This window comes from Vibrio sp. EA2 (assembly GCF_033042495.1).
In the GTDB taxonomy this organism is placed as follows: Bacteria; Pseudomonadota; Gammaproteobacteria; order Enterobacterales; family Vibrionaceae; genus Vibrio.
The window spans coordinates 16,049-40,280 of sequence record NZ_JAWLID010000013.1 but is presented as its reverse complement, the minus strand read 5'-3'; the positions used below and the strand labels follow the sequence as shown (position 1 = coordinate 40,280).

Below are 24,232 nucleotides of genomic sequence, written 5' to 3'. Positions count from 1 at the left end.
CCCAATTACATCATCACAACGTCAAACTGTTCCTGAATGTACAGAGGCTCAGCCTGAATTCGAACTTGCTTGCCAATAAAGACTTCGAGCTCTGCCAGCGCATGTGACTCATCACCGAGTAGCGCTTCTGCAACGAACGGGGACGCGTAAACAACAAAATTGTCGGCATCATAAGCTCGGTTCACTCGGGTGATTTCGCGCAGAATCTCGAAACATACAGTCTCAACCGTTTTCACAGTTCCTCGACCTTCACAAGTAGGACAACCAGAACAAAGAATATGTTCAATACTTTCGCGTGTGCGTTTACGGGTCATCTCAACCAGCCCCAATTGAGTGAAGCCGTTAATATTAGTTTTTACTCGATCTTTCGACAGCGCAGCTTCAAGAGAAGTCAGAACGCGCTGACGATGCTCCTCGGAGGCCATGTCGATAAAGTCGATAATAATAATACCGCCAAGGTTACGTAAACGCAGCTGACGAGCAATAGCCTGAGTCGCTTCAATATTGGTGTTGAAAATCGTCTCTTCTAAGTTACGACGACCAACAAACGCACCAGTGTTAATATCAACGGTCGTCATCGCTTCGGTTTGATCGATGATCAAGTAACCGCCGGATTTCAGTTCCACCTTACGCTCTAAAGAACGTTGGATCTCATTCTCCGTGTCGTACATATCGAAGATAGGCTTATCGCCTTCATACAGCTCAAGCTTGTCGGTCAGCTCAGGTACATACTCCGAGGTAAACTCGTGCAGGTTGTCGTACTCTAAACGCGAATCGACCAGAATCTTATCCAGCTCGGTACCAACAAAATCACGCAGAATGCGCTGTGCCAGCCCCAGCTCACCATAAAGAGTCGAGCGAGTTTTATATTTAGAGCGGCGCTCCATGACTTTAAGCCATAAGCGTTTTAGAAAGGCTGCATCCTGAGAAAGCTCTTTTTCATCCGCACCTTCTGCTGCGGTACGGATAATGAATCCACCGTGTTCATCACAGTATTGATTGACGACTTTCTTCAAACGCTCGCGTTCGCGTTCACTTTCAATACGTTGTGATACACCTACGTGGCTCGCGCCCGGCATGAAAACCAGATAGCGAGAAGGAAGGGTAATGTCGGTGGTTAAGCGTGCGCCTTTGGTACCTAGTGGATCTTTAACCACTTGCACCACGATATCCTGCCCCTGGCGAACCAGCTCAGAAATATCACGAACCTGAAACTGTTGTTTTTCGTTTTCTGCCACACACTCTGTATGCGGTACGATATCAGACGCATGCAAAAACGCCGCTTTATCTAAGCCAATATCGACGAAAGCCGCCTGCATACCGGGCAGTACGCGGCTGACTTTACCTTTGTAGATGTTACCTACGATACCGCGACGTGATTCGCGCTCGATATGAATTTCTTGTAGCACTCCACCTTCAATCATGGCCACACGAGTTTCACTCGGGGTCACGTTTAGCAGCAATTCTGCACTCATGTGCACACCTCAAAATAATTATAAAAATTCTTGAATTAGCTGATCGGTTTCGAACAAAGGTAAGCCTACTACTGCGTGATAACTGCCTTCGATTCGGGTGACAAAACGTCCTCCGAGTCCCTGAATACCATAACTTCCAGCTTTATCGCATGGTTCGCCTGACTGCCAATATTGTTCGATTTCTTCATGAGTCAATGGCTTGAACCAGACATCAGTGATGACGACCACTGAGTGTTGTTGTTGCGATGAAACGACGCTCACTGCGGTCATCACTTGATGGCGACGACCCGATAAGCGAGTAAGCATACGCTTCGCATCTTCGAAATTTGTGGGTTTCTCCAACACCTGGTCATCACATACCACCACAGTGTCAGAGCCCAATACAACGGAATCAGGCTTAGCCAATGCTAAGCCTCCCTGAGCTTTTTCCAGAGAAAGACGCAGCACATAATCTTGTGCCTGCTCATGAGCCTGTTTGGCTTCCTCAACATCTGGTAATACGATGTCAAAATCGTAACCCAGTTGAGCAAGTAACTCCTTTCTTCTCGGAGAGCCTGAAGCGAGAACGAGTGATAAGCTTTTTTTCACACTTTTACCTGACGTGCCATGCTCGACGCACTCGTCGCATTAATAAAAACATCCATGGCCAAAGTATACAGTTTATTGCCGCCGTCCACAGGGATAATGGGTTAAATACTACGTCCTGGTTCAAATATTCCCCACAGAATATCAAAACTTCCAATAACACAGTAAAAAAGGCAATTAAAATCGATTGTTGCCACAATGCCATATTGCGGATTAGTAAGAAGTTCAGCGCGACCAAATAGATGATGATCGACATCATCATGCCCCGAATTCCCAACGTCGAACCGACTAATATGTCCCATATCAGGCCCAGAATTAAAGCACTACCAACGTTAACGCGGTTCGGCAGAGCTAACACCCAGTAGCAGGTGACTAAAAACAGCCATGACGGACGGAATAGTTCCAGATCGCCCGGCCACGGGATGGTTTGCAAAACCAGCGCAACAAAGAAGCTAACGCCAATAACCATTCGGCTTCGAAATACATTACTCGCCATCAGTTACCTCTTGTTCCACTTGCTCTGCATCTTCATCAACATTGGATTGCAACACTTTGTGCTGACGATCTTCATTTGGCCAAATGAGTAGTAGGTATCGCAGACGATCAAACTCAACCACTGGCTCCGCTTTAATGGACGCGAACTCCTGACGAGTATCGTGATCCACGATAGTGACATTCGCAACCGGATAACCTTCTGGGTAGATACCACCTAATCCTGACGTCACCAACAAATCGCCAACCTGAATATCCGTACTGGTTGGAATATGTTCGAGTTGGATTTCATCCATTTCACCATTGCCGGACGCGATCACTCTGATGTCGTTACGGATAACCTGAACAGGAATGGCATTCTTCGCGTCGGTCAGCAGCAATACTCGAGCATTATGCGCTGCAACAAAGGTTACCTGACCCACAATACCTTTTTCGTTGATAACTGGCTGACCTACGTACACACCGTCGATCTGGCCTTTATCTATCACGACCTGATGACGATAAGGTGATGTGTCGACCGCCATGACTTCCGTCACGACTTTCTTTTCGTCGCGGACAAAGGATGATCCCAACAGTTTGCGTAAGCGTTGGTTTTCTTCTCTATATTGATCGAGCAAGATCAGCTCGCTTTTCAGACGTAGCACTTCTCGCTTTAAATTACGATTGCCTTCAACAAGCGTCTGACGAGTATTAAAACGCTCAAAGACACCATCGAACATACTGCGAGGTAAATTAGCGGCATACTGAATTGGCGAAACCGCACTGTTCAGTAAATATCGAACGTTAGAGAACGTATCCAGACGACTATCCGCCAGCATTAAGCTCGCCGACATAATGACAGCAAAAAACAGACGTAATTGCAGAGATGGTCCTCTGCCAAAGATCGGATTCATCTTGTTTTTGACCTGATTGCTTCCATAGCTATTGAGCCTTAATTGGCAACCTGAAATATTGCATTAAATACGTTCAGGTATGGAGCATATTTGAATTACAGAGAGAGCAGAAATGAAGGTGAAGCTCGCTTTGAGCTCCACCTAAACTTTTATTCTTCAGAAAATAGATCGCCGCCGTGCATGTCGATCATTTCTAGTGCTTTACCGCCACCACGAGCCACACAAGTCAGTGGATCTTCAGCGATAACAACTGGAATCCCAGTTTCTTCCATCAGTAGACGGTCTAGATCTTTTAGTAGTGCACCACCACCTGTCAGGACCATGCCGTTTTCAGAGATATCTGACGCAAGCTCTGGTGGGCACTGTTCTAGTGCAACCATCACTGCCGATACGATACCAGACAACGGCTCTTGCAGCGCTTCAAGGATTTCATTTGAGTTCAGGCTGAAGCTGCGAGGTACACCTTCTGCAAGGTTACGGCCACGAACTTCAATCTCTAGAACTTCATCACCAGGGTAAGCTGAGCCGATTTCGTGTTTGATCTTCTCTGCGGTTGCTTCACCAATCAAGCTGCCGTAGTTACGACGAACATAATTGATAACAGCTTCATCAAAGCGGTCACCACCGATACGAACAGAAGACGAGTAAACCACGCCGTTAAGCGAGATAACCGCTACTTCAGTTGTACCACCACCGATATCGACCACCATTGAACCAGTCGGCTCAGACACGCGCAGGCCAGCACCGATTGCTGCCGCCATTGGCTCATCGATTAGGTAAACTTCACGAGCACCAGCACCTAGTGCTGATTCGCGAATCGCACGACGCTCAACTTGTGTAGAACCACAAGGAACACAGACCAATACACGTGGACTAGGCTTCAGGATGCTGTTGTCGTGCACCTGCTTAATGAAGTGCTGTAGCATTTTTTCTGTCACGTAGAAGTCAGCAATCACGCCATCTTTCATCGGACGAATAGCAGAAATGTTACCTGGCGTACGACCAAGCATTTGCTTTGCTGCGTGACCGACTGCAGCAACGCTTTTTGCAGAACCTACACGATCTTGACGAATAGCAACTACAGAAGGTTCATCAAGGACAATACCTTGCCCCTTTACGTAAATTAGAGTGTTGGCTGTACCTAAGTCGATCGATAAATCGTTAGAAAACATGCCACGAAGTTTCTTAAACATACTCTTCGTTCATCCTGCAAAAATATTAAAGACAAAAATTGTCCTAAATGTACCAATGCCTCGCTGTCACAGCAAGGTATTGGTACACAAACATGGGCGGAAAGCACCAATTTCTTGCAGTTTCCTAACTTAAGCGCAAAAACCGAAGTTTGTTACTGGGCCGTTAATCCCGGCTCACCACGATAAATCACACGATCGTTACCCCGGTGGATTCCAAAGGTTACGACGGAGGAAGGGTCTTCATCTCCTTTCCCTCTCCAGTTGTATTGGAGCCAAGGTTGACTCATATAACTACTCCCACAAGTAACATCATCTGTTTCCAACGTTTGCGGAGATGTCGTACTAGTATCATCCATTCTCAGCCAGAAACGTATTTGTTGGCGTATTGAGCTACTATCATCTGCGGAATATGGAGTAGCGTAAAGTTCGTCGCTGACACCTGAATCAACTGTCTTAGTCACTGCTTTCAACGAACCGTCTGAACCAGAAGCTTCAGACCACACCTCTTGATAACAAACATAGTCTTCATCAGAAGAATAATCAGAAGCAGAGTCATCAGTATTGGTGATAAAGCGAGAACCATTCCAGTATTCTGTGCGCAGAGGAATATTGATGGTACTGACAGAAGTACCACCGACATCATCCATTGCCATGCGGCCATAGCGGGCAGGAGGCTGAGTAGGGAATGATAAATCACATACTGATGAATATGATTCAGTGTTATTCAGGCAAGCAGTATCATTTTGTGTACGGCTATCTATAGGATCTGAATTTGTCGAAATAGTGAATCCAAAGTTTGTAGTCGTTGAATTTGCATCTTCCGAAACATTGAAAGGACCATCTACATTAGACTCCCTGACTCCTTGAGTATCTAAAGTAAAGTCTCGATAAAATACCGCATATTGATCTTCCAGATACCAACGAGAATGAGTTGAATCATTATCCCAGTCCCCATCACTAACTGAAACCGTTAAACGATCACCAAGATCTTCATCTTCCAATACACTAATCTTTGCCTGCAGGCTTGCAACAAACTGACTGTAGTTTTCTATTGCGCTACCATTTAATGAAAAAGGTACAACTTCAAATTCAGCTAAACCAAAGGGTTGTGATAGATACGCAATATTATTTTGAGAGTATGGCTCAGTAGCTGTATCTTCCGCATCGGCTTTATCCACCCACCAATCCGATTGAGTGACTTCAAAATAAGCGGGGTAAAAACGGCCAACTTCACGATAGCCCATCTGAGTACATTCGTACCATGTTTGTAAAGTACCACCAGATGCACAACTAGAATTATCACTAGTAGCAGCCATCAGCTTGAGGCTACCGACATCCTCCCAGGATAAATCGGTAAATGTGTATTCATTGTCGCTATTCTTGCGACTGATCTCAGAGCTGAATACCAAATCATCAGATTGAGTAGGAGTTTCAACACTACTTGATAGAACAACGGTATTGTCTGATGAATCACCTAAAAAGAAATTTGATGTAACGTCGCCCTGCCCACACAAAGAGCTAGTTGATTCTACCTCACCCGAGATAGAACCACTGTCTGTATATCGCAGAGGCAAAACTTTGGCATCAAACGTCTCTCCAGCGGCAATAAATCCGTTTCCGCTATTAGAGTCACCAGTAGCGTCGTCGAGGTTTGTATTGTCTGTTGAACAAATCGCAAATGTCCAAGGACGTGAATAGACGGTGAACTGGCCTTTTAGTGTCCCACTGCCTTCAATTGGACAACCTTCGATACCTGTGCAATCAAAATTAGAATCTTCTAGGCTTACTTTTATTTTTCCTGATTCATCAACCACGAACTCACTTTTCGCTGTTCCGTCAACAAATTTTGGCGCAAAAGTTACGTTACCTTTTGAACCGCTAGCAGGGACAATCCAAGATGATGTGGAAGTTAAAGTACCATTGTATCCGTTATCAACATCAACCACCTCACCATTATCATCACAGGCCAGAGTCTTTACTTTTACCGCTTTCGACTTTCCTGCAACTACATACTGGTCGTCAGCTGAAAATTTAAACGGTACAAATTCGTAGCTACCTGTGACTAAGGTATCGTCTTGATCACCTTCAATATAAGCACTGACAGAGACAACTTTATTCTCCTCTCCGCTCTCGATCGAAAATTTTTCACTTGGGCCAGAATAACGTTGTTCAACACCATCGACAGAAACGACTACCTTACCGTTAAAGTCTGATGCTAGCTTACCATTTTCCATTACAGAAACTGTTGGAGTTATGTCTTCACAAACCAGCGCAATATTAGATTCAGGAGTAAGGATCAGCGTATAGTCATCTTCGACGATATTACTTGAGCAGTCATAACTAGGGCGTTGAATCACCACATTGATTGTATCTATAGTCAAGTATTGAGATGTCACTGCACCATGCACGGTGATAGGGTTGCTAAAACTCACCGTTTTACCAAGGATAAAGCCATAGAATTCATCGTTGGTAGTAGAAAAATCAATATCACCTTCTGGCGCATATAACGTGACACTGTTCGTATTGGCAACTTTCATTTTGTTTGCCATATTGAACGAATTCACGATATTTATTCTGGAGTTATTACCAAAGGAATATACTGTCGCTCCAGTATCTTCCTTCCAATTGCCAAAAGTAACCGTTGAATTATCCAGGGTCTGGAAGATAACATTATCACCTCTAGGTATATTAACTGATTCAATTTGGACACCATCAGCGATAACAACCGTTAATTTATCAAACGTGTCTTTATGATTATTGATCGTCAAGTTTTTCAAGCTGCTCAGAACCGTTATCAGTGGTTCTTTAAGGCCTGACGAACTAGAGCCATAACTACAGATACGAGGGTTATTGTTGCAGAACTCTTCCGTGACAATACCAGCATCATTTTTATCAGGGCTTATATATAAAGAGGAACTACCAAAATTAGGTGTAATTTTGGTTGGCGTTTCGGCTTTACGGCTTTCAACCAGACCATCATTACCGACTGAGAACCCATCACCAGAAACACCATCTGCGGGAAAACATCCATAGCCATTACAACTTGATGCGGATGGGATTTCATATAGCCACCATTTATTGAACCCCTTGTCAAAGCCAACACGCAGGTTATCCCAGCTAGCTCCTTCTGGCCAATTCTGTTGGTAGCTATATATGTTTGTATCGTCATTCAAATACTCGCTAGACCATCCAGATATTTGAGTAGGGTTTTGAATATTTAATGTACTGGTTGAACCCTTCCAACCTTGAATAGGCTCTGGGAAGTAACTGCAAATAAGAGGCAATGGTGGTGGTTCAACTTGACTCGAACATCTCGTGATATCAACATCACCGCCTAAGACCCAGTGCTTACCTGTCTTTAAATCAAGCTTTCTAGTGTCAATCAAGACATATGATGATTCTAGTTCACTATCAAGCTTACGGTAATAGTTCAGAACATCTTCAGAAGTATCATGAGTAATCAGAATATTGTAGAAAAGAGCAGGATCGAGCTTTGATTCGTAAAAAACCCTTTCATACAGACTACTCGCATAGTTAGTAGGAATTTCATTTGGATCGGTGTACCACAGAACATAACCATGGCTGCCTTGATCGAGTCCTACGGAATGGCCTGAATTTCCCCCCCATACATTGAAAGCAATTGTAAAGTCACCATCTCCTTGAACTCCACACACTGCTCCTTTAGGGTCGGCAAAAGCTAAATTTGGTAACAATAAAAAGATTGCCAATATTGAGAAGATTTTTTTCATTATGACTTATTCCTTCACCCAAACTTCTTGCTGACGCTGTACTTGAGACAGCCCTGAACCACAAACTGCCGTTGCTTGCACTCTAAACAGAGATACAGCATCCGATTGACCAGCATTAAACTCACCTATGAACTTACATTTCATCGCTTGCATCTTACAACCTTCAGGTGTCGCAATAACGGGCGAGACTCCATCGACTCTGTTGTCACATATCCATTGCTTATCCCGAAGAAAATCATCCTTATCTTCCAGTGGGTACATTCGGGTTAGTGCCCACTCATTGGCAGACTGAACCGTAAACCAGGCTTTTGTCCCCAGAAACTCTTTTGTGATTGCACTCTGATTCGACCACCCGATACGAGCCAATGTCGCTGCTAAGTAACCCATTACAATAATGACGAAAAGAACGACCACCAACACGTTTCCTCTCGGCTTGCTATGGAACATTGAGCACCTGTACATCTTGTTGGTAAACACTACTCTCTCCGTTTTGCTCAAACTCAAGGTTGATATGAACAATGCCTCCCGAATGAAGGCTACGTGGCTCATATGCAAAAGTCAGCGAGGAAACATGGTCAGATATAGTGGCTACATTCACCATGTCATCATTTCCATGTTTATCAGTCGAAATGTTGCCTCGTGTTAGTATTTTTTTATCCGCATCCCAACAGTATCGAACGCCAGTTCGCGGATGAAATAGATAAAAACGATTCCCCACAGAATCGTTGCTAAACGCATTGCCGTTCGAGGTAGTAAAGACATTTGCTGATTTTTCTATTTCTCCAACATCCATGTTATCGCTAGAGTTATAGAAGTCTGCGGAGTGGGTTGGGTTTATTATCATTCTGAGATTTTCTGGGATACGGTCGTAACGGTTACCAGTTTCGTCCACGTTACCAACAATAAAGTCAATTTCGTTCGTTCCGCGCCTGACATAAAGACCAGACATTGCGATAGGAAAGAAAGAAATGCATGAGTTCCCTTGGGTGACCTCAAAACTATTCGGCACCGCATGGCGAATTTCACGAGACATTTTTTCAATCGCAAACTGTGCCTGGGTTTGCAGCCTTTGCCGCGCAATACTATCTGAGTATCCTTGAACACCGAGACGCAAGTAGGCTGCGATACCGAGCATAATAATGCTGCCTATAACGATCGTAACGATCATCTCTATTAAGGTAAAACCACGTACTTTCATCAGTAGTTCCCTTTGATAGCAGAAAGTTTAAATGATTGCGCTTGTCCCGCATGAATGGTCATAGTGACTCGTTTATAGTCTTCAATGTCGTTTGAAACTGAACCATTCTCGCTAACATAATCGACACCAACTTCAACTCTGAAGTTTTTGTAATCACTTTCAATCGACGATCCAAGAACATTACTCAGCTTGTAATGTGGCGTAGAATTGCAACTAGACTGTGTACCTTGCGTATACCAGCAGCCAATATAGTCATCGACATCATTAAAGCTTGAAATAGTGCTCTCTTCAGCTCCCAAGTCCTCACTTAACGTGCAGGTTGCCTGGGAGGTGCCAGCATCACCTTCACCACAACGTATCAACCCACCATCAAAGTCACTATGCTCATCAAAACCACGCGCAAGAATTTGTGACATCAAGCTTTGAGCTAAAGCAGCGGCACGGGTCTGGTAGTGAGAGGTAGCAGAATCTCGAACCTGAGGGACAAGAAAAGAAGTAAACGCCACCATCGCTATGCCCATTAAGACGATGGCGATGATCATTTCAATTAAGGTCATGCCGCGAACTTTTTTCATAAGCAAGCTCCATCAGGCGCGTATACATACCCTTGGGTATTGATTGCAACACGACAACGGCTTTGACCATTTTGGTCTTCAATTAAGATGTTTACTGCACCGCTTACAGGATTACCTAACAGGTTAAACTCGATTGGGCTAGTTGCACCATTGATGATTGAAAACTTAGCCGACTTATCGATAACCACATCACTGCGAGCATCTTGTGCATTACCCGTCAATGAACATGCTGCTGTTGAACCAATACAAGAACTAGTTATTGATAAGCAAAAATTGGTATAGCTTGGATCTTCTTCTGATTTATAACTACTTGGAAAGCATCGTTCAGGGTAACGCTTATTCGGTATATCAATATTCGACTGCATTCGATTAACTTGTACCTGACGAATCACAGAAATGACTTGCTCCTGAAGTACAAATGCAGAAAAGCTGCTCTTGCCAATAAAACGGCTAGCCGCAAAGAGAGAAAGGATGGAGAGAAGAACGATCACTAGGATCAACTCTGTTAATGTAAACCCTAATGTAGAGCTGCGAATTTTCATAACCCGACCTTAGGCTGAAACTTAGGACAAGCGACTTAAGTATACGATGAATTTATGAGTATTATGATAGGGTTATCAGTTTTCAATTCGAATTGCGAGCAAGTGTACAAATAATCAGCTCGAGTTAATTATCTGTTTTTGAGCGTCCTAATTCTTGTTCAATTCTATCGTAGGTTTCTTTATTACTTAGCGTCTCAGAAACGTGCTCAGCGGTCTGCTTGGTTTGCTCCCACTTAGCTTCATAAGTCTCTGGTTCAAAACTGATAAACCTCGGTAATAGCACATAGCCGACAACACCAAGGATAATCAGTACAATAATAAACTCTTTTGAACTAAGACCTTGTGATTTACGCATATGAAGCATTCCGAGATTTATAAAGTGAAAACACGCAGGCCAGCTGAGCTGGCCTGATGTTAATCATTTAGATTAGTCGTTACATTCGTTAGCAGTAGTAGGTTCAATGACGGCCACTTCCGCACCAACGTCAGCTGCTGAACCTTCAGTGTATTGAACACACGTACTAGAATAACCATCAATACCAAAGCGGATGACTGTATCAGTTGGAGTACCTTTAACTACCCAATCTTCATTTAACCCCTCGACTACAAGACCAAGAGCTTGAGAAGTTGCCTCTGGGTAACCCCAAACAAGGTTTAGAGTACTTGTACCTACCGAAATTGCACCAGTAGCGCCCTCTTGACCTTCAATAGCAGCTTTACCGTAAGCAATACCAGACGCACCAGCGATTGCTCCTTTAAGTCCATCAATTGTCGCGTCACGCGCATCATCTTGTAGGTTTAAAAAACGTGGTGCCGCAGTTACCGCTAGAATACCTAGGATTACAATTACCACTACTAGTTCGATAAGGGTGAAACCACCTTGTCTTTTCATTGTTTACTCTCTCTATGTAAGCATGCAGTATGACTGCAAAAGATAAATTTGTTCACACCATTTGTAATAGAGACAAAATGGCGTTGGGCTTTATTTAAGGTTTACTAAATAGATAGTAAAATAGACACTAAACTGCTCCCGAACAGGAGTGACAGTTGACCATTACTTAGCTTAAAACGCAATCAGTTTGATATGTGCTTATTTACTTAATATTACAACTACCTATCAATATTAATGCGAGTATTATATCTATTTTATCTTCTTGTTTATAGTACTAAAGTGTCAAAAAAATCACTCCGACAATATTTCGACGTTTATTGTTAGATAATTTCCATTAGCTGTAACAATCACCTTATTATCCATATAAATATAATTGCATATATATCGGTTGTTTTTTATCGTCCCACTGACCTCCGAAGGTTCAATAGTCATGATCTTACGCTGCGGATAATGAACTGATAGCCAGTAAGAACAATCCAAGCCGCCTTGTGGGTTAAACGGAGAGACCAGCCCCCCTTCTGTCATCGTTAAATGAAAGCCATTCATCTCCATCTGTGTGGGTTCGCCTTGCAGTAACCAGGCTTCTCTATAGCGCTGAACACTATCGAGCATCCAGACCTTGGCCATTTTAGCCCCCGTCACGCGTACTTCTCGTGTAACTGACTGGAATTTAAACACTAATCCCAGCAAAATAACAGCAATAAGACTACAGAGTATCAGCGTGGCTCGGTTTTGATTTTCAACCACGCATTAGCCGCCTTTGATGATGTCCAGCATCCCCCACATTGGCAGGAATATACCGAGTGCAAGTACCATAACCATACCAGCCACGATCACCAAGAGTAATGGTTCTATCCGTGCTGTCAGCGTTTTTAGATCATAATCTACTTCGCGATCGTAGTAATCTGACACTTCGAGTAGCAGTTCATCAATACGACCGGTCTCTTCCCCCACAGCGATCATCTGGATCACCAAAGGAGTAAATATCTTACTGTTGATGGCCGTAACAGAGATTGTGCTACCCGCTTCAATGGCTGACTTCATCTCTAAAATACGGTTTTCTAAAAAGCGGTTACCTAATGCTTCAGCAGAAAGTGCCAATGACTGGTTGAGCGGTACACCCGACTTCAACATAAGAGCGAAGGTGCGAGAAAAACGTGATAACTGGGCGCGATTGACAATATCCCCTACGATAGGCAAGCGCAGACGGAATCGGTCAAACGCTTCCCGGCCAGCTGCCGTCGCAACCCAAGACTTAAAGATAATAAATCCCGCGATCATCAGAGCGATAAGCAATACCCAATAATTCACAAAGAAATTAGAGGTCCCAATCAAGATGCGAGTTGGCAATGGCAGATCAACGCCAAAGCGCGTGAACATAGAAGCGAACTCTGGAATCACCAATATATTCAGAACAAACATTGCGATTGTAATAAATACGATAACAAATGTTGGATAACGCATCGCGGCTTTAATTCGCTTGCGGGTTTCTAGTTCCTGCTCATAATAATTAGCCAGTTGCAACAACGCCTGATCCAGTCGACCCGTATTTTCCCCGACATTAATCATCGATACAAACAGAGGGCTGAACACTTTACTGTGCTGCTGCATCGCAGAGGACAAGCTGCGGCCATTACTCAACTCAGAAACCACATCTTCCAATGCCTCTTTAAGCTGTTTGTTTTCACAGTTTTGTAGTAGCCCTCGCATTGAACGCAACAACGGCACCCCTGCTTTAGTCAAACTAAACAGCTGACGAGAGAACAAAATAATGACTTCTAACGGAATCGCCGGAACCAGTAACTTAGACAAGCTAAACTGGTTTTTCATCCCTTCTTTCTCTAGACGTAAATTTAATGGGATCACGCCCTTGTTCATCAACGCTTCTGCAGCAGATTCAGAGTTAACCGCTTCGATTTTGCCACTGGCTGACGAACCGTCTAAAGTACGACCTTGATAACGAAAAGTTGGCATTCACTTACCTATAGAAAAATTGGATCAGTTTTACCTGAAGCATCCCCTTCACCAAGGGCCATGACTTCATCCAAACTTACGGTGCCTTGCAACGCGAGCTCCATCGCTGATGCCAACAGTGGTTTGTATTTCTCAGAGCTGCGTGCCGCCTGAGCAAAACCAACCGCATCGTTAGCACGCAGTTTATCCATCATTTCGTTCTCTAGTTCGAGCATCTCAAACACACCGATTCGACCTCGATAACCGGTCAGGTTACAGTTTTGGCAACCGCTTCCTTTGTAGAAAGTCACGCCGACTTGATTAGGGAAACGTCCAGCTAACCATTGCTTACGTGATTCATCCAAACTCTCTTCTGTTTTACAGTCTGGGCAGACACGGCGGACAAGACGCTGGGCAACAACCGCTCGCACAGCACTCGCCACTAAGTAGCCTGGCGCGCCCATATCAATCATTCGCAGGGCACTGTCGACAGCATCGTTCGTGTGCAGAGTACTGAGTACCAAGTGGCCGGTCAGTGCGGCACGTAAACCGATTTCTACCGTTTCCTGATCGCGCATCTCACCAACCAGAATGATATCTGGGTCCTGACGCAGGAACGTGCGTAGCACACGTGAAAACGTCAGATCGATACGGCTGTTGATCTGAACCTGTGTAATACGCGGCAATCGATATTCAACGGGATCTTCTGCGGTGATGATTTTCTTTTCAGGTTCATTTAGCTCACTCAGAGCACCATACAATGTGGTCGTTTTACCGGAACCAGTCGGCCCAGTGACCAGAATCATGCCATGCGGACGAGATAGTTGACGTCTCAAGCGTGCAAGTAGCTCAGGAGGCAAGCCAGACTCTTCCAACGGACGTAATCCGGCAGACTGGTTAAGCAGACGCATAACCACCGACTCTCCATATTGAGTCGGCATGGTCGACATACGAATATCAATCGATTGACCACGTACTTTGATATTAAAACGGCCATCTTGCGGCAGACGTTTTTCAGAAATATCCAACTGAGCCATTAGCTTCAAGCGTAGAACCAGCGCGGAAGCAATTTTGACCTCGTTTAATAGCGTCTCATGTAACACACCATCAATACGCTGACGAAGGCGCAGTACTTTATCATCTGGTTCAATATGAATATCTGACGCGCCCACCTGAACCGCATCTTCAAACATGGAGTTAACCAGTTTTACAACCGTCACTTCTTCACTGTCAGTTTCGTCGATTCCGTAATCGAAGCTCTGTACATCTTGATGCTCCGCCTGCAATTGCTCTGCAAATGAAGCGATCTCTTTAGTACGACGATAGTAACGATCAAAGCTGTCGATCAGTTGACGTTCCGACGCAATGATAAACTCCAGATTGTATTCACCAAGCAGGTTCATCAGAGACTCTTGCGTGAACAGATCCGCAGGGTCGCTCATCGCAACACGCAATGTATGACCATTACGCGCAACCACCATCGCGCGCAGCCGACGAGCATGAACTTCAGGTAAGAGTTGTACGGCATCTGGATCAACTGGTGCACGGCCAAGATCAATCAACGGCAAGCCTAGCTGATGCGACAAGAAACTGAGCATCTGCTTCTCGGTAATAAAACCAAGATCTATCAGCGCATCACCTAACTTCTGCCCCGTACTGCGTTGTGCCGTTAGTGCTTGTTGAACTTGCTCTTCGGATACAATTGACTCTTCTACCAGAAGATCGCCCAAGCGCTTTCTTAACTGAATTTTCATTGCGCATTCTCCAACTGCTTAAGAACCGTCAATCGATCGCGAATAAAGGCCTGTGACTGGTTCGATATTCCCACTTTTTCCAGCGCTTTATTGTATGAGCTAATGGCGGAAGTGAACTGCAGTGCTCGCTCCTGCTGTATACCTAATCCCATCCACCAGCGAGCATTTTCAGGATCGCGCTGGGTCAGCAATTGGTAGCTCTCCAATGCAATGTCATCTTGCTTCTGCTTTTGTGCCAGCACAGCTCGCATTGCTAAATAATCTCGATTTGGCATTGGTGGCATGTGAACCAATGGGCTAAGCGCCGCTTGAGGCTGTTTGGCTTTGACTAACAGCTTGGATAAAGCCAATCGAAGCGTTTGATTGTTTATGTCTAGGTTGATGCCTTCCTGCATAATTTCATATGCTTTTCGCGTGTCACCTTTACCAAAATAAAGTGCTGCGAGTTTTTGGCGTGTATCTGCATTGGTTGGTTCATAACGCAAGGCTTCTTGGTAGGCAGAAAGCGCGGTTTGCATATCATTGGCATCTAAAGCTTTCTCTGCTCGACCTAACGCTTTGATCGCTAACTGATGATGTGTCAGCTCAACTTGTTCAATATTCATGGAACTTTCAGTAACAGAGTCCGATGGAGCACTTTCACTTGGAACACTGGCAACTTGAGCAAGTAGGATTGGCGATTGCGCAACCGAACTCACTTCTTGTTTTGGCGTAAACGAATCCACTTCAGGTGCAGATGCATCTGTTACTGGTGGATTTGTTGCTGCCGTTTTGGTAACTCGCTGTTGTTGCACCGGCTTGGTGTAAACTTGACGGCTTGTCTCTGGTGTCATTTTACTGGTCGGTGAAAGAGTTGGGACGGCCGCATTGGACTCAACCTTTTGCCCAGCCCCTGCTGGATATTGTGTGACTTCATCCGATGCCACCGGACCTTGAGACACCGCCCAGCCTCCGACAGCAAGGCTCAACGAAAACCCCGCCACCAGCCATAACCAGGGCTTGCTACGAGACACATGGGGGATCTCTGCTCTGGTTAATTCAGAGGATGATGCTTTCTCTGTGATTTCTGATAATGCTTTATTGATGGCACTCAATGTTGACTCCATCCCCAGAATACGGGTGTTTTAAATTTGGGTTTACGGGCATCAAATGTGTCGTGTATTGCGACATAAACGTGCTGATTTTTCAGTAAAGTACAGCCTTCGTTGAATGCAGCTAACAAGGCTTTATGGCAGATTTGATTGATCAGTCTTGGTATGCCCATCGCTGAACGCCAAATCGCTTTTTTCTGCTCCACTGAAAATACGTGCGCTGCATTTCCCGCAATATCTAAACGATTATTGATGTAAGCCACTCCTTCATCGAGCGAGAGTGGACGTAACGCACAACTGAATGTAATACGCTGGCGAAACTGTCTTAGCTCATGAGTCTCCAGGCGTTCATCCAGTTCTGGCTGACCAAACAACACGATCTGAATCAGCTTGTCCTGTTCGGTTTCTAAGTTGCCGAGCAAACGTAATGCCTCTAGAGCCTGAGGAGAAAGCGCCTGCGCTTCATCCACAATCAATACCGTTTTCTTGGCCGATGAATGAACACGAATCAAATGCTCCTGAATGAGTGACACAATAAGCAAAGGATCGTTATTCTCTATCCCTAACTCCCTGGCGACAGCGAACTGTAATTGTTCACCATTTAAAACTGGGTTAGGCAGATAAACCAGTTCTACTTGTGCTTCCAACTGCTCAATCAGTTTACGGCACACCATGGTTTTTCCGGTACCGACTTCTCCGGTCACCTTAATCACCCCTTCCCCCATTTGGACAGCGGCCAGAATGGTCTGAATAGCTTCATAATGAGGGGCTAACCCCAAAAACATTTCTGTATTTGGGGTCAGTGAAAACGGCTGAACTCGAAATCCAAAATGTGACAGGTACATACTCGAATCACAAACTCATTGAAATACAGGACACTTCCCTGTACTTATTGCGCATCAGGGAACCACTCTTGTAGCAAATCACGCGAGCGTTCTAGCTCTTTTTGCCAAGAGTTCACCCCAACCACAGTTGGCTTCAACAAGATGACCAGTTCTGTTTTCTCGGTAACGTTATTCACGTTGCGGAATAGATGCCCCAACGCAGGCACATCGCCAAGGAAGGGAACTTTAGAAACCATTTCACGATTTTGCTGCTTCATCAAACCGCCAATGACAACCACATCGCCATCTTTTGCACGAATAACCGAGTCAGACTCTCGAATCGAGCTTTTTGCCAATGGCAATTGGATATTTTGAAAGTCACCACCAAGGTTCAGTTGCTTCAATTCTTCTGATACTTCAATAACAGCAGGATGAACATGGAGGAATACATTACCTTTGTTATCGATTTGCGGGGTAACATCCAGGGAAATGCCGGAGAAGAACGGCGTTAGCTCAACTTCTGGTACGGCGTTTGAGTTTTCACCATTGCCTGCATTACTCGAAAGCTCAGTCACAAAGTACTCGTCAGTACCTACTTTGATGACTGACTTTTGGTTATTCGCTGCAGTAATACGAGGGCTAGAAAGTACGTTCAAGTCCCCTTGTGTTGACATAAAGCTCAATACAGCATCGAAGTTACCATCAGAAATGGTGACGTTTGTTTGGCCGCCAAGTAAGGTGCTAATTGCATCCAAGGTCGGTAGTGCAGACCCGGGGCGGTCGACAACAATCCCTCCCGAACCAATAGAAGCAGATAAATTAGACCAGTTAATACCTTGCTGATAACCATCACTCAAGGTCACTTCGAGAATTTTTGCTTCGAGAATCACCTGGCGCTGCATGCGTTCTTGAGAGACTCCTAAGAACTCGCGGACTTCACGAATATCATCAGGAAAGGCACGAACGGTAATGACACCTGCTTGCGGCGTCACAACAACACTTTGTCCCCTGTCTGAACCAATTAAGTTAGCAACGGCTTGCTGCAACATTGGCCAAAAGTCGCTTTCTGTCACCGTTTCAATGCGTGTACCACCTGTCGAGGTCGTCGAGCTACCGTTGCTGTTATCATCATTGTTAGAACTTGACGAGTCAGAGCTGTCAGAGCTACCTCCAGAGTTAGAGGTTCCGGCGGAGGTTACTGAGCCAGTTACAATGCTCGTTAGTGAGCGACCTGAGCGTTTGAATTGCAGATAATCGACAGGAATGGTCACGGTGCGCATACCAGCCGGGTACACCTGAATGACTTTACCAGATTTCATCACGTCATAACCGTACATGTTTTGTACCACATGAAGGACTTCATCCAATGTAACGTCTGATAAATTGACCGTAATGTTACCTTGTACCGCAGGATGAATCGCAACACTGTACTCAGTGCCTTTCACGAGTGAGGCAAAAAAGCTTCTTGCTGCAACTTCATTCGCTTGGATACGAAAACGCTTCGATGTGCCTTGCTCTGAAGATACATTCGAGTCTAAATTTGGCATTAGGTCTGCCTCAACAGAAGAGGGAATTTCTTCTAGCGTACGGCTATTGGCTTGATTGATAGATTCATTGAGCGCCTCTTTGACTTCCACTGGATCACGATGACCCATTGAACATCCCATTAAAGAAGCAATCGCTATTCCTACAACTAATTTGCGCATATCTGATCAGGCTCTGGCTATTATTTTTTTACGTTTAAACCAAAAAGCTCTAGGTTCCACTGACGGTTACCACGCTTTAAAGTTACAAATTCACTATTAATGTTCGTCACGCGATAACCTTTGAACAGTTCGCCCTGCTCTACAATACGGTTATCCATGATGGCGCTACATTGGCTGCCAACGTTACAAACAATGCTGTTTAACGTCGGTACTCTATACCGCTTTACGGTTGGCTGAGTGTTAGATCCGGCGACCGGCTTCTGCCAGTCTAGTGGTGCGGTAGGGTCTTGGCTTGCCCATACTCCTCCCGCTATTGCCGTTAAGGCTATTGAGATAATGAAGTTCTTAACCACCGATAAACGCCTCTCTAGAGCCTAATGTGTATACTTCCAGCACTAATGTTGCTTTGGGATATTCATCCACTTTGTAATGAAAACTGCGCCAGTAATAACTTGCAGGCAGTTTTTCTAACTTGCTCAAATAATTAGCAATTGAGAAGTAATCTCCCGTCACTTCCATACGCACAGGATGCACGTAGTAGCCAGAATATTGAGACACGTCTTTATCGTTAGAGATCGGCTCTGAAGGCAGAGTTTGTAGAGAGACTAAATGAATCCCCGCTTGTTGCTCTAACACTTGCTCAAGTAACCCCGCCATCTGCGAAGGAGTAATAAGGTGTTCAATGATCTCTGAAAGTTGCTGCGAAAGGCGCTGGCTTTCCGCAAGCAGACCGGAAATCTGTAAATCAATGTCTGCATTTGGATCTTTTTTCAGCTGCGCTTGTATACGCAAAATATCAATCTCAGTTTGTTGATTGGCCTGCTTTAAGGTACTTAGCTGCCTTTCATTATCATTTATTTGGTTAAGTTTGGGTTCGAGTACGAGCGTGAACAACAGCATCACCACTGTCACTAAACCACACAAAGCGATCAGTATTTTTTCTCGTGCACTCATTTCACCAAAACGTTCTTCCAGAGAGAGCCAGAACTCGTTCATTTATTTTTGTCCTCCCCGGCTTTCAGTTCAAACGTGACAATGCCTTTTTCATTACGACCAATACTTACGTCATCGAACGTACGACCAACAAGGTTGATTTCATCTTTAAATCGATTGACCCAGTTTGGTACTGAACTTGGCGCCTTAGCCAATCCTTTCAAATTCAACGTATTAATGCCAATCTGAATTTCTGATAAAGAAATCTCTTTATTGCCTAATTTAGCAAGAGACTGCATCACACCAGAGTAACCTGTCAGTTGTGAATCATCATATTTTCCGACCGCTTTCAGTGAATCTCGCTTCGCCTTCACGGTACGCTCAAGACGTTCTTTGGCTGCTATCTTGCTGGTGTCAGGCTGGTGTTTACGTAACTTGACCTGAGCCCTCTCCAACTCAGACTTCATGATACTGCCCTTACTTTTCACAATGGCAATTTCATCTTCTAATCCTTCACTCTGCCAGGTGACGTAACCATACGACAGTAAGATAGCGGCAGCGGCGATACCCCAAGAAATCACCACATTTTTTAAAGTCAGAAGCGCTTTTTTCGGCTTTAAATAATCAGGGTATAAGTTAATGTGTAACGCGTTAGTCGCAGTCGCCGAGTCGGCAAGCACATGTCCCGATAACTCATGCTCTTCCGGTAATAAAGGCGAAACTTTGGTGCTCAAACGGTAATTAAGAGACTGAACCAGCTCGTGCTCGTCTTCTTCATCACAGCACACTTTCAATTGATGCAGCTGGACATGGCGAAGCTGTGAAGACAGATAGTCAATGGAACGCTGAAGTTCCAATGAAAGGCTGTCCATTTGCAGCTCAGTAGACGGAACACCTGTCAACGGCGGCGTCACACTGCGAATGGAACGATGAAAAGCCACCGTTCTCTCGACAAATGCGCTGATGCGGAAATGCCCTCGAACACTGCGTTGCAGCAAAAGAAAATTTCCGAGTTCACCAGCAGTATGTCCCCATACACAATCTTCAGGAACAATAGCCGCTAAAGATAGCTGAGCACGACTGGCTAATAGCACAATCTTATCAAGTGTTTTTCTTGATAAGACATACGCCTGCACTTTGTTCGAGTTCGGCAGTTCTTCAGCGTCCGCAATAATATCGATTGCGCGTTCGGAGATTAGCTCTTTCAATAAAAACGGCAATGCGGCTGGCCACTCATGGCGAGGCATTGCTGGTTTATCGATTTGGTACATCTGGTAGTAGTTGTGAGACAGCACTACCTTTAACGAGTCGTAAGAACTGGCGGCAACACTGAGTGCCTGTTCAACCGCCCTCTCCCAGTTTGACTCAGAGACTTCAAACCGGGTCGGTCGAGCACTTTTTCGTGATGATGATAAATAGACTGCGTCTGACTGAATAACTAAAAAACAAGCGCGACCACCACCGGGTGATCGCACAAACTTGTCGATTACTGCTTTAAGATCCATGAATATTATCTTTATTTTTTACGCCAGCGATTGCGTCTCCCTGGCTTAACTTGCGATTCCGACCGAGCGGGCTGCATCTTTTGCGGACGGGGAAGAAATTGGCGCTCTGCAGAGAAATAGCGACCTTGACCACCGTATACACCTAACTCAAGTAAAGTATTTAATTCATTCCGGTTCTCAATACCCACTGCCACAATTTTGGTTTTACTGTTTGCGGCAGCACCTAGCATACTGCGAATAAAAAGTTGGTTTTCATGCCGCTGATCAATCTTGGTCACTAAGCTGCGATGGAGCTTAAGATAACGGATATCAACCTCTTTCAAATAATGGCTACTGACGATAGTTCGCCCAGCTTGCCCAATCATAAGTTGGCAACCTAAACCAGCCAGCATTTTAGCCACTGGGCGCATAAAGTCTAAGTGTCTTACAAATTGTGCTTCCACAAACTCAAAAGTGAGACACTTTCTTTGCTCACGTGACAACTGTAGCAATTCATCACGAAACCACTTGAAATATTCTCGGTTATCAAACGGGATTACCGTCAAACTTAATGCATATGACTTGGAGTGGTCAAAGTTGTCCTTAAAGCTTCTCAGGAATTTATTAACGACGGCCTTATCCATTTGAGCTTCGTAACCTACTTGCCTTACAGCAGCAATAAACCTGGAGGCTTTCACAATACCGTTTTCCGGATCTTGAAGTCGACAGGTTACGGCTTCATACAGTGGTTTCTTATGAGATGAATCCTCCATCACATACATAGGCTGTGCATAAAGCAGCACATTATCAGACGTCAGTACTCTATCAAACAAAGTGCGCCATCTAACACTTCCGCGAACTTCCTCATCATGATTCCATTTTTTAAAGCGACTCCAGTTATTGTTATTTTGTAGCTGCGCGCTGCGTAATGCAGTTTCTGCTTCATCAATAATCTGACTATGACGCTCACCTTCTTTAAACATTGTGATGCCAATATGGCACCAATTGTCTTGATCCAAAGGCTCTGGCGGTGTCAGTTTCTCAAGCTGACGAATACATTGTGAGGCAAGATTCGCAACCCCTTTTGCATCTTGATGAGGCAAAAACAGCGCAAAATCAGAATCGTAATAGCGAGAAAATACCACTTCAGGGTAACGCTGAACCAAGTTAGATAGCAGGCTGCCTACTTCAACAATAAAATCATCGGTAACTTGCTTATCCTGCTCCTCTTCAACTAACTTCCAGTCATGGATACGAATAAGCATCACCGCGCCACGTGCACCACTTTCGAGTAAAGAAGATTCCAATTTACTGTCGAACAGTACTCGGTTCGCCGTTCCGGTTAACTTATCTAAAAATGTTTGTGTTCGGATGAAAGTATCGAACCGGCTGCGCTCCTGACGTGCATCCTGTAACTCTTCAATGAGCACATCGAGCGCTTCACTGGCCGTGTATGGCCACTCCGATTTATCACCTTTAGCGTATTGCTCAACACGGCCGGCTAGAATCATTCGGCCACGCTCTTCCAGCATTTCTGACCCTGCTAACTGCTCTTTCAGCCAGGCGACGCCCCGCATCAGGCAAAAAATGATCAAAATCACTGCCAAAGTGATCGACCACAGTGCTTGCATTGAGTAGCCATAACCTAAGTAAGGAGGTATCGCCTTAAAGTGGATCACATAATCCTGGTTATGAGCAAGTGGGTACTCTTTCTCATACAAGACAGATGCATCCATCTTATGGGATGTGTCCTTAAACCGGTATACGACCGCATTATTGGTCGTCAACGTCATTTCGACAATGTTGCTGGCCTGCAGCATTTTGGGCATCCAGCGCTGCATGGAATATGCTGCATCCGGATCTTCCATCTCCTTGTCGACTACCTCAACGATCCCTTCTAAATAATGGGTAAGATATTCTTGCCCAAGCCGTTTAAAAGAGAGGGTGCCACCGACAAACAAGATAAACATTGCACATATCACGATCATGGTGACAAAAGCCACCAGCCGCGTGCTTAGTTTAAGCGTTGGGGTATACCTCATGAACACCGAATTCCTTTTCTATTCACCATATACCTTATTGAAATACTTATACTTGATTGATATTTAATAAACAATCGTATTCGTTTGATTGTGAGAGGCATACTGTTTTTACCGCTACCGTCTCGTTAACGGCAAACATGGCAATCACTTGAGTGCCGCTAACACTATTTAGTATGGGACACAGATAACAAAAAAGCCGCGATATTCGCGGCCTTTGAAACTTCAGTGTAGCTAGGATTAAAACGGAATATCGTCGTCAAAATCCATTGGTGGCTCATTGTACTGCTGCTGAGGCTGCTGCGGAGCCGGTTGCTTTGGAGCCTGTTGCTGAGGTGCATTGTATTGCGGTTGCGCTGGTTGCTGAGGCTGACCCCAACCACCTTGCTGTGACGGTTGGCCTCCCATAGCAGGTGCACCACCTTGAGCGCGACCACCCAGCATTTGCATTACGCCATTGAAGCCCTGAACCACAACTTCAGTTGAGTAACGGTCTTGACCACTCTGGTCTTGCCATTTACGCGTCTGAAGTTGGCCTTCAATGTAAACTTGTGAGCCTTTGCGTAGGTATTCGCCGGCAACTTCCGCAAGTTTGCCAAACAGCACAACTCGGTGCCATTCCGTTTTTTCGCGCTGTTCGCCAGTCGCTTTATCACGCCATGAATCAGAAGTCGCAATAGTAATGTTTGCTACTGCACCACCATTCGGCATGTAACGAATTTCAGGGTCGTTGCCTAGATTCCCCACCAAAATAACTTTGTTAATTCCACGGCTGGCCATGATGTGCTCCGTTTGACTCTGGATATTTAAAATTTTAGCGCATTAGAATAACACGCTTTAATGACTGGGTTAAA

23 protein-coding genes are annotated in these 24,232 nt (G+C 44.8%); all 23 read right to left on the bottom strand.

Annotated features, from left to right (window positions below):
- Window positions 1-5 precede the first annotated feature (5 nt).
- Window positions 6-1,475, bottom strand: a complete 1,470-nt coding sequence (rng, locus tag RXX31_RS20295) for a ribonuclease G (RefSeq protein ID WP_317591519.1) — start codon at window positions 1,473-1,475, stop codon at window positions 6-8.
- Window positions 1,476-1,493: 18 nt separating this feature from the next.
- A complete protein-coding gene (locus RXX31_RS20290; protein WP_317591518.1) occupies window positions 1,494-2,063 on the bottom strand; it encodes a Maf family protein in 570 nt (189 codons plus the stop codon).
- 4 nt (window positions 2,064-2,067) lie between these two features.
- Window positions 2,068-2,556 carry a rod shape-determining protein MreD gene (mreD, locus tag RXX31_RS20285; RefSeq protein ID WP_317591517.1) on the bottom strand — a complete coding sequence of 163 codons (489 nt, stop codon included), beginning with the start codon at window positions 2,554-2,556 and terminating at the stop codon, window positions 2,068-2,070.
- Window positions 2,546-3,445, bottom strand: coding sequence for a rod shape-determining protein MreC (mreC, locus tag RXX31_RS20280; RefSeq protein ID WP_317591516.1), 900 nt, complete (start codon window positions 3,443-3,445; stop codon window positions 2,546-2,548). Before mreC ends, mreD begins: the two co-directional genes overlap by 11 nt.
- Before the next feature lie 149 nt (window positions 3,446-3,594).
- Entirely contained in the window at window positions 3,595-4,638 is a 1,044-nt protein-coding gene (locus RXX31_RS20275; protein WP_014233099.1) for a rod shape-determining protein, read from the bottom strand.
- A 152-nt stretch (window positions 4,639-4,790) separates the two neighbouring features.
- Window positions 4,791-8,387 carry a DUF6701 domain-containing protein gene (locus RXX31_RS20270; RefSeq protein ID WP_317591515.1) on the bottom strand — a complete coding sequence of 1,199 codons (3,597 nt, stop codon included), beginning with the start codon at window positions 8,385-8,387 and terminating at the stop codon, window positions 4,791-4,793.
- Between the two features lie 6 nt (window positions 8,388-8,393).
- Window positions 8,394-8,834, bottom strand: a complete 441-nt coding sequence (locus tag RXX31_RS20265; protein WP_317591514.1) for an MSHA biogenesis protein MshP — start codon at window positions 8,832-8,834, stop codon at window positions 8,394-8,396.
- On the bottom strand, window positions 8,824-9,585 hold the full coding sequence (locus RXX31_RS20260; protein WP_317591513.1) for a type II secretion system protein: 762 nt from the start codon (window positions 9,583-9,585) through the stop codon (window positions 8,824-8,826). Before RXX31_RS20260 ends, RXX31_RS20265 begins: the two co-directional genes overlap by 11 nt.
- A complete protein-coding gene (locus RXX31_RS20255; RefSeq protein WP_317591512.1) occupies window positions 9,585-10,160 on the bottom strand; it encodes a prepilin-type N-terminal cleavage/methylation domain-containing protein in 576 nt (191 codons plus the stop codon). Before RXX31_RS20255 ends, RXX31_RS20260 begins: the two co-directional genes overlap by 1 nt.
- Complete coding sequence (locus RXX31_RS20250) at window positions 10,157-10,702, bottom strand: prepilin-type N-terminal cleavage/methylation domain-containing protein (RefSeq protein ID WP_317591511.1); 546 nt, start codon at window positions 10,700-10,702, stop codon at window positions 10,157-10,159. The genes RXX31_RS20255 and RXX31_RS20250 overlap by 4 nt, the downstream gene beginning before the upstream one ends.
- Before the next feature lie 124 nt (window positions 10,703-10,826).
- Window positions 10,827-11,057, bottom strand: coding sequence for an MSHA biogenesis protein MshA (locus RXX31_RS20245; RefSeq protein WP_317591510.1), 231 nt, complete (start codon window positions 11,055-11,057; stop codon window positions 10,827-10,829).
- Between the two features lie 72 nt (window positions 11,058-11,129).
- On the bottom strand, window positions 11,130-11,594 hold the full coding sequence (locus RXX31_RS20240; protein ID WP_317591509.1) for a type II secretion system protein: 465 nt from the start codon (window positions 11,592-11,594) through the stop codon (window positions 11,130-11,132).
- A gap of 291 nt (window positions 11,595-11,885) precedes the next feature.
- Window positions 11,886-12,341, bottom strand: coding sequence for an MSHA biogenesis protein MshF (locus tag RXX31_RS20235; protein ID WP_317591508.1), 456 nt, complete (start codon window positions 12,339-12,341; stop codon window positions 11,886-11,888).
- A gap of 3 nt (window positions 12,342-12,344) precedes the next feature.
- Window positions 12,345-13,568 carry a type II secretion system F family protein gene (locus RXX31_RS20230; RefSeq protein ID WP_317591507.1) on the bottom strand — a complete coding sequence of 408 codons (1,224 nt, stop codon included), beginning with the start codon at window positions 13,566-13,568 and terminating at the stop codon, window positions 12,345-12,347.
- An 8-nt stretch (window positions 13,569-13,576) separates the two neighbouring features.
- A complete protein-coding gene (locus RXX31_RS20225) occupies window positions 13,577-15,301 on the bottom strand; it encodes a GspE/PulE family protein (RefSeq protein WP_317591506.1) in 1,725 nt (574 codons plus the stop codon).
- Window positions 15,298-16,395 (bottom strand): tetratricopeptide repeat protein, encoded by a 1,098-nt coding sequence (locus RXX31_RS20220; RefSeq protein ID WP_317591505.1) that lies wholly within the window; start codon window positions 16,393-16,395, stop codon window positions 15,298-15,300. The genes RXX31_RS20225 and RXX31_RS20220 overlap by 4 nt, the downstream gene beginning before the upstream one ends.
- Entirely contained in the window at window positions 16,392-17,237 is an 846-nt protein-coding gene (locus tag RXX31_RS20215) for an ExeA family protein (RefSeq protein WP_317591504.1), read from the bottom strand. Before RXX31_RS20215 ends, RXX31_RS20220 begins: the two co-directional genes overlap by 4 nt.
- A 44-nt stretch (window positions 17,238-17,281) precedes the next feature.
- The gene (mshL, locus tag RXX31_RS20210; protein ID WP_317591503.1) at window positions 17,282-18,922 is read right to left on the bottom strand and encodes a pilus (MSHA type) biogenesis protein MshL; all 1,641 of its coding nucleotides are present in this window, start codon (window positions 18,920-18,922) and stop codon (window positions 17,282-17,284) included.
- 20 nt (window positions 18,923-18,942) lie between these two features.
- Window positions 18,943-19,275 carry an MSHA biogenesis protein MshK gene (locus RXX31_RS20205; protein ID WP_317591502.1) on the bottom strand — a complete coding sequence of 111 codons (333 nt, stop codon included), beginning with the start codon at window positions 19,273-19,275 and terminating at the stop codon, window positions 18,943-18,945.
- Complete coding sequence (gene gspM, locus RXX31_RS20200; RefSeq protein ID WP_317591501.1) at window positions 19,268-19,918, bottom strand: type II secretion system protein GspM; 651 nt, start codon at window positions 19,916-19,918, stop codon at window positions 19,268-19,270. Before gspM ends, RXX31_RS20205 begins: the two co-directional genes overlap by 8 nt.
- Window positions 19,915-21,360: an MSHA biogenesis protein MshI gene (locus RXX31_RS20195; RefSeq protein ID WP_317591500.1), complete on the bottom strand. Its 1,446-nt coding sequence runs from the start codon at window positions 21,358-21,360 to the stop codon at window positions 19,915-19,917. The genes gspM and RXX31_RS20195 overlap by 4 nt, the downstream gene beginning before the upstream one ends.
- A gap of 11 nt (window positions 21,361-21,371) precedes the next feature.
- Entirely contained in the window at window positions 21,372-23,381 is a 2,010-nt protein-coding gene (csrD, locus tag RXX31_RS20190) for an RNase E specificity factor CsrD (protein WP_317591499.1), read from the bottom strand.
- A gap of 237 nt (window positions 23,382-23,618) precedes the next feature.
- Entirely contained in the window at window positions 23,619-24,158 is a 540-nt protein-coding gene (locus RXX31_RS20185; protein WP_317591498.1) for a single-stranded DNA-binding protein, read from the bottom strand.
- Window positions 24,159-24,232 lie beyond the last annotated feature (74 nt).